Below are 13,833 nucleotides of genomic sequence, written 5' to 3'. Positions count from 1 at the left end.
TGAAAAGGGGAGTGGGTTCCCGAAAGCGAGGGGCGCCGTCATACGCGCGGGCTGGCGCGCTTGCGGCCGCCACTGCCATGAGTTCCGGGACGGCCGCCAGTCGAGCGCGACGCCGTCGGGAGCGTTTGCAGAAAGCCCAGCAGATCGTTCATCCCGCCGCCGGTGCCATGCGGCGTCACGCCGAGCTCTTCGACGGGCAGGTTCTGCCGGTTCAGCCAGAACGTCGTGAAGCCGAACCACGTCGCGCCTGCGACGTCCCAGCCGTTCGACGACACGAACACGATCTCGCGCGCCGCCACGCCAAACGCATCGGGGCCGAGCGCATACGCGGCGGGAGAGGGTTTGTACGCGCGCACCGCATCGACCGACAGCACGTGATCGAAGAGAGCGCTCATGCCGGCGCTCTTGACCGCGATGTCGAGCATTTGCGGATTGCCGTTGGACAGGATCGCGAGCCCGGGGCCGAGCCCGACATGCGGCACGGCGGCGGGCTCGCGCAACGCGCGCAGCACCGGCACGGCGTCGGGAAACGCGGACAGACACGCGTATTCGTCCATCAGACGCTTTTCGGCCGAGCGGCCGAGCGTGAGCTGCAGTCTTTTCGCGGCGAAGCGCAGTGCGTCGAGCGTGATGTCCCAGAACGGGCGGTAGTGTTCGCCGGGGGCGTCGCTGCGCGCGGCGAGCGTGCGCAGTTGCGTGTATTCGATCTGCTTCTGGCGCCACAGCTGCGACAGCGCGTCGCCGTGTCCGGGGAAGAGTTGCTCCGCGGCGGCGATCACCGAATGCACGTCGAACAACGTGCCGTAGGCGTCGAAAATCACTGCTCGCGGTGAAGCTGTCGTTGTGGCCGACATTGCCATGCGCTCCTGTCAGAGGTCGGGATCGATTGTATTGGTGACGTTAGGTACTAAAAAATAGGCTAAAGATCACTTGATCTTTTACTTTCATATACCTAATCTCACACACAACCCTCACTTTTGCGCTGACTTAATTGCTTTCGCGGCGCGCATCGTTCATGGACCGTTTCAAGCAGATCGAGACCTTCGCCACCGTCGCGGCCAAAGGCAGCCTGTCCGCGGCGGCGCTCGCCGAGGGCGTCGCGCCCGCGATCATCGGCCGGCGCATCGACGCGCTCGAGGAGCGCCTCGGCGTCAAGCTCCTGGTGCGCACGACGCGCAAGATCACGCTCACCTTCGAAGGCTCGGCCTTTCTTGAAGACTGCCAGCGCATCCTTCACGACATGCAGAACGCCGAGGCGAGCGTGTCGGCGGGCGGTGTGAAGGCGAGCGGCCATTTGCGGCTGTCGGCGCCGGCCGGCTTCGGACGCCGGCACGTGGCGCCGCTGGTGCCCGCATTCACGGTCGCGCATCCGGACGTGTCGATCACGCTCGATCTGTCCGATCGTCTCGTCGATCTCGTCAACGAAGGCTTCGATTGCGCGGTGCGGCTCGGCGAGTTGCCCGATTCGTCGCTGGTGTCGCTGAAGCTGGCCGAAAACCGCCGCGTGTGCGTCGCGTCGCCCGCGTATCTGAACCGGCGCGGCGCGCCGCACAGCCTCGCCGAGCTCGCGCGCCACAACTGCCTCGCGCTCGGCGCGAGCGCGAACCAGCAGCGCGGCTGGATGTTCCAGCACGACGGCAAGGTCGTGTCGATCAAGGTGTCCGGCACGATGGAATGCTCGGACGGCGCGGTGCTGCACGAATGGTGTCTCGCCGGACACGGGCTCGCGTGGCGCTCGTGGTGGGAGGTCGGCGCGGACCTCGCGGCGGGGCGCCTCGTCACGGTGCTCGACGAATTCGCCGCGCCGCCGATCGGCATCCACGCGGTGTTCCCGCAGCGCCGTCATCTGCCGCTGCGAGTGCGGCTGTTTCTGGACTTTCTCAAGCATACGTACGGCGAACCCGGTTACTGGGACTGACCCGCCAATCCCCAGACGGTCGCAATTACTCGCATTCATACGCATTACAATCGTTTCGGGCAGCCTGCACCCTGGGCTTTGTTGGACGCTGACCCCGTGCTGCGCGCAGCCGGCGACGGAGGGCATCATGTTCAGGCACATCCTGGTTCCGACCGATGGTTCAGATCTTTCACGCAAAGCGATAGCGGGCGCGATCGATCTCGCGCAGGCCGTGGGCGCCCGCGTGACCGCGTACGCATGTCTGCCGCAGTATCCGTATTCGCCGTTCTCCGATGTCGCGATCGAACCACCAGGCGAGTTCCTGCAACGCAGCGAGCGCGAAGCGCGCGTGCATCTGCGCGAAGTCGAGCATGCGGCGCACCGCGTCGGCGTCCACGTCGAGAGCCGCACGAGCGTGCATCCGGCGCCGTATCTCGGCATCATCGAAGCGGCCGAGCAGGGCGGCTGTGATGTGATCTTCATGGCGTCGCATGGGCGGCGTGGGCTCGGAAGCCTGTTGATCGGCAGTGAAACGCAGCGGGTGCTCACGCATACGAAAATTCCTGTGATCGTCTATCGCTGAATCGCTTTGCACCGCCGGCAGCGTGCCGGCATGCGCGGCCTTCGAAAAAAAACGCGCCGGCGGCGAAGCCGGCGCGTTCAGGTTCGCCGCACGCCTGCCGCGTGCTGGCTTCTCTCAGACCCCGGCCGCTGGCATGCGCACTAATGTTCCTGCCAATCTGGTACGGCGCGGTCCTCCCAGTGTCGGCGGCACTCTGACGTTGCCCCTCGACATTTGCCAATCGTTGCTGCGTTCAGGCCACGGGATTGCGTGACCCGACCGGCTCATCTCAGGCGACCTTCTTGTCGAAGAACTGCTCGTTTTCCGTCGAACCATGCAACGCGGTCGTCGATGCTTCGCGCTCGACCGTCTGCGTGACGGCGTCGAAGTAGCCGGTGCCGACTTCGCGCTGGTGCTTGACCGCAGTGAAGCCCTTTTCGGCCGCCGCGAACTCCGCCTGCTGCATTTCGACGAACGCGGTCATCTGGTTGCGCGCATAGCCGTACGCGAGGTTGAACATCGAGTAGTTCAGCGCGTGGAAGCCGGCCAGCGTGATGAACTGGAACTTGTAGCCCATTGCGCCGAGCTCGCGCTGAAACTTCGCGATCGTTGCGTCGTCGAGGTTCTTCTTCCAGTTGAACGACGGCGAGCAGTTGTACGACAGCAGCTGGTCCGGGTACTCCTTGTGGATCGCGTCGGCGAATTTCTTCGCGAACTCGAGGTCCGGCTTGCCGGTTTCGCACCAGATCATGTCGGCGTACGGCGCATACGCGAGGCCGCGCGAGATTGCCTGCTCGAGGCCCGGCTTCGTACGATAGAAGCCTTCGACGGTGCGCTCGCCAGTCAGGAACGGGCGGTCGTTGTCGTCGACGTCCGAGGTCACGAGGTCGGCGGCTTCCGCGTCGGTGCGGGCGAGCAGCACGGTCGGCACGCCCGAGACGTCGGCGGCCAGACGTGCGGCGGTCAGCTTCGCGACGGCTTCGCGGGTCGGCACGAGCACCTTGCCGCCCATGTGGCCGCACTTCTTGACCGAGGCGAGCTGGTCTTCGAAGTGCACGCCCGATGCGCCCGCTTCGATCATCGCTTTCATCAATTCGAACGCGTTCAGCACGCCGCCGAAACCGGCTTCCGCGTCGGCCACGATCGGCGCGAAGTAATCGACGTAGCCTTCATCGCCCGGGTTCTTGCCTTCCGACCACTGGATCTGGTCGGCACGCGTCAGCGTGTTGTTGATGCGCTTGACGACGAGCGGCACCGAGTTGGCCGGATACAGCGATTGGTCCGGGTACATTTCACCAGCGACGTTGGCATCGCCCGCGACCTGCCAGCCCGACAGATAGATTGCCTTCAGACCGGCCTTCACCTGCTGCATCGCCTGGTTGCCCGTCAACGCGCCGAGCGAGTTCACGAACGGCTCGCTGTTCACTGCGGCCCACAGCTTTTCGGCGCCGCGCTTCGCGAGCGTGTGCTCGGGTTGCACCGAGCCGCGCAGACGCACCACGTCTTCGGCCGAGTAGGTGCGCTTGACACCCTTCCAACGCGGGTCCGTTTCCCATTGCTGCTTGAGTTGCTGCACTTGCTGTTCGCGGGTCATTGTCATGATGTGCTCCTTCGATGCCAGTTATGGAGGATGGGTGACTCTGTCTTCTCGAAGCGCCGGGCCCTGAGAGGGCGTTGTGGTTCGTGAAGTCTTATATAAGAGTCTAGGCAAATCGATGGACGCGCAATAGACACCGCAAAGCGTTTTTCCAATATTTATTTTTACGTTAAATCAATGGCTTGAACGTCGCATTTCGTGATGCGAAACGATATTTTCCCTGTTGCAACAGTCGTTCTTGTGCCTTGCAGCATGATTTTTACGACGCAAAAAATTTTTCCACATCGCGAAATTTGGGGCGGGCAGTGGATAGGTGAAAAAAAACCGGCGCCTGAGCGCCGGTTTTCTGCTGTTCTCACGGACGGCGCGAAGCCGTCCGGTCAGTCTTGTGCGTAGCTATCAGCTGCCGCGACGTGCCGAACGGGGACCGTCGTTGCGGCGCGCGCCGTAGCCGTCACGCGAACCGTAACTGTCACGCGAACCACCGCCGAAGCCTTCGCGCGAGCCATAGCCGTCACGCGAACCGCCGTGGCTTTCGCGCGAGCCGTAGCCGTCACGCGAACCGCCGGCCGACTTGTTGCCCCAGCCGCCGCCGTTGCCATTGCCATTGCCGTTCCCGTTGCGCGAGCCGCCGTAGCCGCCCGGCTTGCCCGAGCCGCTGCCGAAGCGACGGCCGTTACCGCCCGGACGGCCGCGGCCACCGAAGCCAGGACGGCCGTTGCCCGAAGGCGGCGCCTTGCGCGGCTCGAAGCCTTCGACGACGTTGACCGGCAGCGGCGTGCGCACGAAGCGCTCGATGCGCTTCAACGCGCCCTGTTCGGCGTGATGCACGAGGCTCACCGCGATACCCGAGCGACCCGCGCGGCCGGTACGGCCGATACGGTGCACGTAGTCTTCGGCGAACTTCGGCAGGTCGTAGTTGAACACGTGCGTGATGCCCGGGATGTCGATACCGCGAGCGGCGACGTCGGTCGCAACCAGCACGCGCACGCGGCGCTCGCGCAGCGCGCGGATCGTGCGGTTACGCGCCCCTTGCGGCAGGTCGCCGTGCAGCGCAGCCGATTCGAAACCGGCGTCGGCCAGACGGCCCGCCAGTTGGTCTGCGTCCATCTTGGTTGCCGTGAAGACGATCGCCTGGTCGAGGCCGGAGTCGCGCAGCAGATGGTCGAGCAGACGGTCCTTGTGATCGCGGTCGTCGACGTAATGGACGGTTTGCGCGATGTTGGTGCGCTGCTCCATGCGCTGGACGATTTCGATACGCTCCGGGTCCTTCAACAGACGGCCGGTCAGCGAGCCGATCTTGCCGTCGAGCGTGGCCGAGAACAGCATGGTCTGACGGGTAGCCGGCGTTTCGGCGACGATCGTGTCGATGTCGTCGATGAAGCCCATGTCGAGCATGCGGTCGGCTTCGTCGAGCACGAGGATCTGCAGTTGCGACAGATCGATGCGGCCGCGCTCGAGGTGGTCGATCAGACGGCCCGGCGTCGCAACGAGGATTTCAGGGTTCTTCGCGAGCAGCATCAGTTGTTGGCCATAAGCGACGCCGCCCAGAATGCTGACGGTGCGCAGGCGCTTCAGGTGCTTGCCGTACGTGGCGGCGGCGGTCGTGACCTGCATCGCGAGTTCGCGGGTCGGGGTCAGCACCAGCATGGTCGGACGCGCGACCGGCTGCGGACGGCGGCCGCGGCCACCGTCGGCCGGACGCGGTTCGCGCGGCTGGCTCGCCTGGGCCTTTTGCAGCTGCGCGAAACGCTCGATGGCGGGCAGCATGAAGGCGGCGGTCTTGCCCGAACCGGTCGGGCTCGAAACCAGCAGATCGCGGCCGGCGATACCAGCCGGCACCGCGCGTTGCTGCACCGGCGTCGGGTGCTCGTAGCCAGCGGCGGTCAGCGCGGAGACGACTTCCGCGGACAGGCCGAGCGACGCGAAGCTCGGCTTGGCGTCAGCTTGCGCGGCGGCTGCGGGAGCGGCGGGCGCGAGACCAAGTGCTTCGTCGGCGATGGCGTTCAACGGGCTGCTGGGGGTGTTGCTCAAAGTCATGTGAATCCTTGAAAACGATCCTGGGTGGTTCATCGGATGAAAACGTCAACGCCAATCGGCATACCCAAGTCGTCGGATTCAGCGAGCAAAAAAGCAGCGAGCAAATCGAAAAACGGGGGCAACTCGCGACAATGAAGGCGAGTTTTTCGTTAGAAGCTGTATCGGATGCGACGTGCCAACATGGCGAGCCGCCAGCCTGGGACTTGAGCCCGTAGGGGGCTAGGCAGAAGGGGACAGGTTCTAAACTGGATTGGAGCAAACGCTATGGGACGCTGCGCCGCGAGGACCGCTGGAAAAACGGCCAAAGCAGTGAAGCGCAGGCGGCATTATAGCGAACTTTGCTGCACCGCGCCACCATTCAGGCAAATCCGACAGAAAAAAGTGCCGGAATGCAGTAGGGACGTGAGGGCGATGGCCCGGAGCCTCGCGTCCGGAACCCCGCGAGGCCGTGGCGGGGTTCCCATACGGCCATTTCCACAGATGATTGGCGCGCCGGAAACTCAGGCCGCCGCGCCGCTCTTCAGCGATTCGACGAGCTCGACATATTGCTGCTTCGCAGCGTCCTGCGCGGTGCCCTTGAGCGCCGCCCAAGCTTCGTACTTGTATTTGCCGACGATGTCGGTGAAGCCCGACTTGTCGCCGTGCACGTCGCCCTCGCTTGCCTGCTTGAAGAGTGCATAGAGACGCAGCAGCGTGAGATTGCCCGGGCGCTCGGGCAGCTGCTTGACGTCCTGCTGGGCTTGTTCGAACTGGGAGTTGATATCGGTCATGGTGGGTTGGCCTGCGTCGCGGGATAGATGAGATCGGCCGAAAATCATAACAATTGCCTGACGCAACGGGGCCGAGGGCTTATTCCAAACTGGGCGGCCGCGAAGCGGGGCAGCAAGGCCGCGCAAACCACCATTCACGCGCACCGTGCCGATTACAATACGGTCCATGACTCAAACAGTGCTCCTTGCCCTCGATACCTCGACTGAATTCTGTTCGGCGGCGCTCGTGTCCGCGTCCGTCGATGCCGCCGGTCAGCCCAGCGCCGAACCGCGCGTCTGGGTTCGTCACGAACAAACCGGCGCGGTGTCCAGTACCCGCCTGCTGCCGGCGATCCGCGAACTGTTCGACGAAGCCGGCCTCACGTTGGCGGACTGCGACGCGATCGCGTTCGGCTCGGGCCCGGGCTCGTTCACCGGACTGCGTACGGCGACCGGCGTCGCCCAAGGCCTCGCGTTCGGCCTGGACCTGCCGGTCGTGCCGATTGGCACGCTGCTCGCGTGCGCGGAGAGCGCCCGCCTGCGTGATCCGTCGACGACGCGCGTGCTCGCCGCGCTCGACGCGCGCATGGACGAAATCTACTGGGCCGACTACGCGTGGGACGACGCGCAACACGAATGGCGCACCGTGCAGACGGCGTCGCTCGATGCGCCTGAGCGGATCGTGCTGCCCGACGGGCCGTTCACGCTTGCCGGCAATGCGGCCGCCGCGTTCGGCGAGCGATTGCCGGCGGTCGCGGCCGCGCGAAGCGTCGATGGCGAAGCGTTGCCGCATGCGTTGCCGCTGGCGTACGCGGCGCTGCGCGCGTTCCATGCGGGTCGCACGGTGCCCGCCGACCAGGCGGCGCCCGAGTACGTGCGCGACAAGGTCGCGCAGACGACCGCCGAGCGCATGGCCGACAAGGCGGCGAAATCAGCCAAAGCGGCTCACAACGCCGGGCAGTCCGCGCAGAGCGCGCCCGACGGCGCGTCCGGCCAGCCGTCCCACGACGAGGCGCGCCCATGAGCGGTGTGCTGCTCACGGACCGCTACATGTCGCCGATGACCGAAAGCGACCTGGACGAAGTCGCCGCGATCGAGAAGCTCGCTTATGAGTTTCCGTGGAGTCGCGGCAACTTCGGCGACTCGCTGCGCAACGGCTATTTCGGCGTCTGTCTGCGCCACGTGACGGGCACTTTGATCGGCTATTGCGTGCTGATGCCGGTCGTCGATGAAATGCATCTGCTGAATCTGTGCGTGGCACCCCAAGCGCAAGGCGCGGGCGCGGGCCTCGCGCTGCTGCGCGAGGCGGTGCGCATCACGCACGCGGAGAAGCTCGAGGGACTGCTGCTCGAAGTGCGGCCGTCGAATCATCGGGCGATCCGTTTGTACGAGCGCTTTGGCTTCGCATCGATCGGCCGGCGCAAAAATTATTATCCGGCGCGGCATCGCGCCCGGGAGGACGCGATCGTGATGCGTCTGTCGTTTGCCACGGAGGGCCAAGATGGCGCTGCATGAATCGGTGCTCGAAGAATTTGGACTCGCGCCGTTGTGGGTGCGTCGCGGACTCGCCGCGCGCGAGGCGGAGGCCGGGCAGGGTGATGCATCGCAGTCGATACCGGCAGACGCGGACGACGAGCGACGCGCGGAGCCGGCGCCGCAGACCTCGCGCGAACCGCTGCGCGCATCCGCCGACGCGCAGCCGCAGCAAGCGCCGAGTGAACCCGCACCGCGCTTCGACGAAACCGCCGCACGCCGCGAGACATCACAACCGCAACCGGACTTTTCAGCGCCGCCGACTTTCGACGCCCCACCCGACGACGACTTCGCGTGGTTCGACGATCCCACCGCATCGGCCCCCGCACCCGCCGAAGCACGCCGCGACGCGCCCGCGCTGCCGGCGATCCACACGCTCGACTGGGACGCGCTCGCCGAGCGCGTCGCCGGATGCGAGGCCTGCCGGCTGTGCGAGAAACGCACGAACACGGTGTTCGGCGTCGGAGATCGCGAGGCCGACTGGATGCTGATCGGCGAAGCGCCCGGCGAGAACGAGGACCGTCAAGGCGAACCGTTCGTCGGCCAGGCCGGCAAGCTGCTCGACAACATGCTGCATTCGCTCGCGCTCGCGCGCGGCACCAACGTGTATATCGCGAACGTGATCAAGTGCCGGCCGCCCGGCAACCGGAATCCGCAGCCGGACGAGGTCGCCCGTTGCGAACCTTATCTGCAGCGTCAGGTGTCGCTCGTGAAGCCGAAGCTGATCGTCGCGCTCGGCCGTTTCGCCGCGCAGAGTCTGCTGAAGACCGACGCGAGCATTTCGTCGCTGCGCGGCCGCGTGCATACGTACGAGGGCGTGCCGGTGATCGTCACCTATCATCCGGCCTATCTGCTGCGTAGCCTGCCCGACAAGGCCAAGGCATGGACGGACCTGTGCCTTGCGCGCGCCACGTGGCTGGCGAACGGCGGCGCGCCGTCGAACGAATCAAAGTGACGATCCCCGAGGGACGGGCGGCGCGCATGCCCGCCGCGTCTATCAGCCACGCGGCGCTTCTCGATAGGTTGCTTGGATTGCGCGACGGTGCTTCAGTCGATGCACTGCGCGAACCCGCCGTCCGCGATCTCGCGTGGCTGCTGCTGAGTCCCGATCTGTTGCGCCCTCAGCCTCCCGCGGGCGCGCTCGCGGCTCCCTTCGATACACCGCAGGAATTGCAGGCCACGCTCGACTGGCTGCGCGCGCTCGACACCACGCCAGAATCTCTGCATCAGGATCTCGCGGCAACGCGCATCACGCGTCTTGGCCGCTACGCCGAACGCCTGCTGGGTTTTTTCCTTCGTCATGGGCCGGCGACGCAATTGATCGCAGCGGGTGTGCCGCTACGGCACGCCGGCCGCACGCTTGGTGAATGCGATTTCCTCGTGCGCACGCGCGAGGGCGCGCGACTGCATTGGGAACTCGCGGTGAAGTGCTATCTGCATGCGGGCGATCCGAATAGGGCAGAGGCGGCGCATCTCGCCGATTACGTCGGCCCCAATCTGAAGGACCGCTTCGATCTGAAGCTCGCGCATCTGCTCGATCATCAGTTGCCGCTCAGCGCACGCGAGGAATTTGCATCGACGGGCTATGCAGGCACGTGGACGCCGCAGATGTTCGTCAAAGGCTGGCTGTTCTACCGGCATGGCGCCACGCCCACCGATCCTGCCGAACTCGATCCCGCGCATGGCCGCGGCTGGTGGATTACGCATCGCGACTGGCCGGCTTTCGAGTGCGCGCACACGCATAGGTGGCGGGTGTTGCCGCGGCTCGAATGGCTTGCGCCGCAGTATCGAATGCAAGCCGGCGCGAACGATTCGTGCTATGTCGACGCAAACACGCTCGCCGCTCAAATTTCACCGCAACACGGCCCGACGATGGTCGCCGGATTCATCGAAGACGATACGGGACATCTGCTCGAACGCTCGCGCGGCTTTATCGTGCCCGACGACTGGCCCGAGCACGCGCGGCGTTACGCGAAGCAATAGCGTCGCTTACCACCACCGATGAAAGTGATGCACCGGCCCCACGCCGTGGCCGACGTCGAGCCGCTCGCTCGCCTGCAACGCGCCGGTCAGATAAACCTTCGCATCGGCCACGGCGCTAGCGAGATCGTCGCGCTGCGGAATCAACGCCGCGATCGCCGACGACAACGTGCAGCCCGTTCCATGCGTGTTCTTCACCGGCACGCGCGGACCGCCGAGACGCAGCGTGCCGCTTTCCTGCACGAGCCAGTCGGGGCTATCGGTCGCGCTCAGATGGCCGCCCTTCATCAGCACCGCGCGCGCGCCGAGCGCGCGCAACGCTTCGCCTTGCTCGACCATGCCGGCTTCGTCGGTGGCGGGCTGCGTGCCGAGCAGCGCGGCCGCTTCCGGCAGATTCGGCGTCAGCAGATCGGCGAGCGGCAGCAGTTCGTCGCGTACCACCGCGACCGCATCGGGCAGCAATAGTGCGTGATTGCTCTTCGAGATCATCACCGTGTCGAGCACGATGTGTTTGGGCCGGTGACGGCGCAGCGCGTCGGCAACCGCGCGCGCGATCGGCGCATTCGCGAGCATGCCGATCTTCACCGCGTCGATGCGGATGTCGTCGAACACCGCGTCGAGCTGCGCGGTGATGAAGCCAGGGTCCGGCGCGTGAATCGCGGTCACGCCGCGCGTGTTCTGCGCGGTCAGCGCGGTGATCACGCTCGCGCCATAGGCGCCGAGCGCGGAGAAGGCCTTCAGATCGGCCTGGATGCCAGCGCCGCCGCCGGAATCGGAGCCGGCGATCGTCAGCACATTGGGAATCGATTGAGTCATGGTCGAGCGAGGAAGAAGAAGGGCCCGCTCGTGCGTGTCGCGGCCGGCCCGGCGCGGTTGATCAGTGCTTGGCTTCGCCGATCAGCGCGACCGAATCGAACGCGCGCTGGTTCGCCTGATGGCGCCGCATCACGAGCCACATCATCACGCACACGAAGGTGCCGAACAGCACGATCACGACGGTAACCGGCACGTCGAGCCAAACGAGCACCGCGTACAGGCACAGCATCACGAGCACGGACAGATTCTCGTTGAAGTTCTGCACGGCGATCGAATGGCCCGCCGACAGCAGCACGTGCCCGCGATGCTGCAGCAGCGCATTCATCGGCACGACGAAAAAGCCCGACAGGCCGCCCACGAACATCAGGAAGATATACGCGAAGATCAGATAGCCCGACACGTGCATGCGGCCAAAATAAATGCCCCAGTGCGGGGGAAACAGATCGCGCGTGTAGAACGCCATCAGCATCACGGAGATACCCATCATGATGCCGACCGGCAAGACCGACAGCGACTTCTTCAACGGCACGCGCGAAGCCGCAAAAATCGCGCCGCCCGCGACGCCGACCGCGACCACCGCCTGCAGGATTGCCGCCTCGGACAGCGACATGCCCAGCGACACCTCGGCCCATTTAAGCACGATGAATTGCAGCGTCGCACCCGCGCCCCAGAACAGCGTCGTCACAGCGAGAGAAATCTGTCCGAGCTTGTCACGCCACAGCACGAGAAAGCAGTCGGCGAAATCGGTGATCAGGCGGATCGGCCCGTGTTCCTGGCGCGGATAGCGCGCGCCGGTGTCGGGAATGCGCAGATTAAAGAGCGCGGCGACCACGTAAATGCCCATGATCACGAGCATCGCGGCTTCCGCGGGCGTGTTCACGGTGGGGACGTGCCATTTGAGAATCGGCGCGGCGATGTGCGGGCTGATCAGCGCGCCGCCGAGCACCGTGCCGAGAATGATCGAGCCGACCGTGGTGCCTTCGATCCAGCCGTTCGCGGCGACGAGCCGGTCAGGCGGCAACAGTTCGGTGAGAATGCCGTATTTGGCGGGCGAGTAGGCCGCCGCGCCGAAGCCGACGATGCCGTACGCAATCAGCGGATGCGCGCCGACCAGCATCGTGATGCAGCCGACCACCTTGATCGTATTGGTGATGAACATCACGCGTCCTTTCGGACGGGAGTCGGCGAATGCGCCGACGAAGGCGGCAAGAACGACGTACGACAGCACAAAAAACAGCTTGAGCAGCGGCGTCATCCAGTTCGGAGCGTGAAGATCTTTCAGCAGTGCGATAGCAGCGATCAGAAGCGCATTGTCGGCCAGCGACGAAAAAAACTGCGCGGCCATGATGGTGTAAAAGCCTTTTTTCATCTGATGCGATGCTGTCCTCGCTGCGGTCTGTCCGCCCCGGCCGTTTGTTATGCGTCCGGGCTTATGCCGATCGAAATGGGTTGTGCGCACGGCTTTATATCATGAAAATAGATGGATTCAGACTAGCAGAATCCTTGATCGCACCGCCCAGCGGGCCGCAGAGCGCTGAAAACGCCTTGTAAGCCGCTGATTCGCAAGTGTCTTTTCGAAAAAATCCCATGCCGCGCCCCCTTTCCGCCACGATTCATACCGCTGCTCTCGCCAATAACCTCGCTGTCGCGCGGCGCTATGCGCCGAAATCAAAAGTCTGGGCCGTCGTCAAGGCTAATGCCTACGGGCATGGCCTCGCGCGCGTGTTTCCCGGATTGCGCGCGACGGACGGCTTTGGGTTGCTGGACCTCGAAGAAGCGGTGAAGTTGCGTGAATTGGGCTGGGCAGGCCCAATTCTTCTGCTGGAAGGCTTTTTTCGGCCGACCGACATCGACGTAATCGATCGCTACAGCCTGACCACGGCGCTGCATTCGGACGAGCAGCTGCGCATGCTCGAAATGGCGCGCCTGTCGAAACCGGTCAATATCCAGTTGAAGATGAACACCGGTATGAACCGGCTCGGCTACACGGTGGAAAAATTTCGTGCCGCATGGGAGCGCGCGCGCGCCTGCCAAGGCGTCGGCCAGATCACGTTGATGACGCATTTTTCCGATGCCGATGCCGAGCGCGGCATCGCGCATCAGGTGGAGGCGTTCGAGCGCGGCGCGCAGGGCATCGCCGGTGCGCGCAGCCTCTCGAATTCGGCCGCGACACTGTGGCATCCCGAAGCGCATTTCGACTGGGTGCGTCCGGGCATCATCCTGTACGGCGCGTCGCCGTCCGGCGTGACGGCCGCGATCGACGGCACCGGACTGCAGCCCGCGATGACGCTCGCGTCGGAACTGATCGCCGTGCAGACGCTCGGCGAAGGCAGTTCGGTCGGCTATGGGTCCACGTTCACCGCGCGCGCGCCGATGCGCATCGGCGTGGTCGCGTGCGGTTACGCGGACGGCTATCCGCGCGTCGCGCCCGAAGGCACGCCGGTGATCGTCGATGGGGTGCGCACGCGAATCGTTGGACGCGTGTCGATGGACATGCTGACCGTCGACCTGACCCCGGTGCCGACCGCCAACGTCGGCTCGCGCGTGGAACTGTGGGGTACCGCGCTGCCCATCGACGACGTCGCGCAAGCCTGCGGCACGATCGGCTACGAGCTGATGTGCGCGGTCGCGCCGCGTGTGCCGGTTCGGGCGGAGTAAC

Annotated in this window: 14 protein-coding genes; 8 read left to right on the top strand and 6 right to left on the bottom strand. The window is 65.1% G+C overall.

Annotated elements, in window-relative coordinates:
- Nucleotides 1–38: 38 nt before the first annotated feature.
- Complete coding sequence (locus VSR82_RS02660; RefSeq protein WP_429458857.1) at nt 39–854, bottom strand: haloacid dehalogenase type II; 816 nt, start codon at nt 852–854, stop codon at nt 39–41.
- 161 nt (nt 855–1,015) lie between these two features.
- Here VSR82_RS02660 and VSR82_RS02655 point away from each other — a divergent pair, with 161 nt between their 5' ends.
- Nucleotides 1,016–1,918, top strand: coding sequence for a LysR family transcriptional regulator (locus tag VSR82_RS02655; protein ID WP_176108262.1), 903 nt, complete (start codon nt 1,016–1,018; stop codon nt 1,916–1,918).
- Nucleotides 1,919–2,045: 127 nt separating this feature from the next.
- Nucleotides 2,046–2,480: a universal stress protein gene (locus tag VSR82_RS02650; RefSeq protein ID WP_368586890.1), complete on the top strand. Its 435-nt coding sequence runs from the start codon at nt 2,046–2,048 to the stop codon at nt 2,478–2,480.
- Nucleotides 2,481–2,748: 268 nt separating this feature from the next.
- Here VSR82_RS02650 and aceA read toward each other — a convergent pair whose 3' ends face one another.
- The gene (gene aceA / locus VSR82_RS02645; protein ID WP_368586915.1) at nt 2,749–4,053 is read right to left on the bottom strand and encodes an isocitrate lyase; all 1,305 of its coding nucleotides are present in this window, start codon (nt 4,051–4,053) and stop codon (nt 2,749–2,751) included.
- A gap of 402 nt (nt 4,054–4,455) precedes the next feature.
- The gene (locus VSR82_RS02640; RefSeq protein ID WP_498857476.1) at nt 4,456–6,096 is read right to left on the bottom strand and encodes a DEAD/DEAH box helicase; all 1,641 of its coding nucleotides are present in this window, start codon (nt 6,094–6,096) and stop codon (nt 4,456–4,458) included.
- A gap of 8 nt (nt 6,097–6,104) precedes the next feature.
- Here VSR82_RS02640 and VSR82_RS02635 point away from each other — a divergent pair, with 8 nt between their 5' ends.
- Nucleotides 6,105–6,311, top strand: a complete 207-nt coding sequence (locus VSR82_RS02635) for a hypothetical protein (protein ID WP_152850989.1) — start codon at nt 6,105–6,107, stop codon at nt 6,309–6,311.
- A 285-nt stretch (nt 6,312–6,596) separates the two neighbouring features.
- On the opposite strand, the gene VSR82_RS02630 is transcribed toward VSR82_RS02635, so the two are convergent.
- Entirely contained in the window at nt 6,597–6,866 is a 270-nt protein-coding gene (locus tag VSR82_RS02630) for an acyl-CoA-binding protein (protein WP_429458864.1), read from the bottom strand.
- A gap of 166 nt (nt 6,867–7,032) precedes the next feature.
- Between VSR82_RS02630 and tsaB the strand changes: the two genes are divergently transcribed.
- Genes tsaB through VSR82_RS02610 form a run of 4 tightly spaced genes read left to right on the top strand, consistent with a single transcriptional unit; the run spans nt 7,033 to nt 10,361 of the window.
- Entirely contained in the window at nt 7,033–7,869 is an 837-nt protein-coding gene (gene tsaB, locus VSR82_RS02625) for a tRNA (adenosine(37)-N6)-threonylcarbamoyltransferase complex dimerization subunit type 1 TsaB (RefSeq protein WP_429458866.1), read from the top strand.
- Nucleotides 7,866–8,360 carry a ribosomal protein S18-alanine N-acetyltransferase gene (gene rimI, locus VSR82_RS02620; RefSeq protein ID WP_429458868.1) on the top strand — a complete coding sequence of 165 codons (495 nt, stop codon included), beginning with the start codon at nt 7,866–7,868 and terminating at the stop codon, nt 8,358–8,360. Before tsaB ends, rimI begins: the two co-directional genes overlap by 4 nt.
- Nucleotides 8,347–9,333, top strand: a complete 987-nt coding sequence (locus VSR82_RS02615; protein ID WP_429458870.1) for a uracil-DNA glycosylase — start codon at nt 8,347–8,349, stop codon at nt 9,331–9,333. The genes rimI and VSR82_RS02615 overlap by 14 nt, the downstream gene beginning before the upstream one ends.
- On the top strand, nt 9,330–10,361 hold the full coding sequence (locus VSR82_RS02610; protein WP_429458872.1) for a DUF1853 family protein: 1,032 nt from the start codon (nt 9,330–9,332) through the stop codon (nt 10,359–10,361). Before VSR82_RS02615 ends, VSR82_RS02610 begins: the two co-directional genes overlap by 4 nt.
- Nucleotides 10,362–10,367: 6 nt before the next feature.
- On the opposite strand, the gene thiD is transcribed toward VSR82_RS02610, so the two are convergent.
- Together thiD and lplT are read right to left on the bottom strand one after the other, a co-directional pair.
- Nucleotides 10,368–11,174 carry a bifunctional hydroxymethylpyrimidine kinase/phosphomethylpyrimidine kinase gene (gene thiD, locus VSR82_RS02605; protein WP_498857475.1) on the bottom strand — a complete coding sequence of 269 codons (807 nt, stop codon included), beginning with the start codon at nt 11,172–11,174 and terminating at the stop codon, nt 10,368–10,370.
- Between the two features lie 61 nt (nt 11,175–11,235).
- Entirely contained in the window at nt 11,236–12,543 is a 1,308-nt protein-coding gene (gene lplT / locus VSR82_RS02600) for a lysophospholipid transporter LplT (RefSeq protein WP_176108269.1), read from the bottom strand.
- A gap of 218 nt (nt 12,544–12,761) precedes the next feature.
- On the opposite strand from lplT, the gene alr reads away from it, so the two are divergent.
- On the top strand, nt 12,762–13,832 hold the full coding sequence (gene alr, locus VSR82_RS02595) for an alanine racemase (protein WP_429458876.1): 1,071 nt from the start codon (nt 12,762–12,764) through the stop codon (nt 13,830–13,832).
- Nucleotide 13,833 lies beyond the last annotated feature (1 nt).

The organism is Burkholderia sp. JPY481 (genome assembly GCF_038900515.1).
In the GTDB taxonomy this organism is placed as follows: Bacteria; Pseudomonadota; Gammaproteobacteria; order Burkholderiales; family Burkholderiaceae; genus Paraburkholderia; species Paraburkholderia youngii.
Note: the sequence above shows the minus strand (reverse complement) of the source record. Positions and strands in the feature narration are given on the sequence as shown.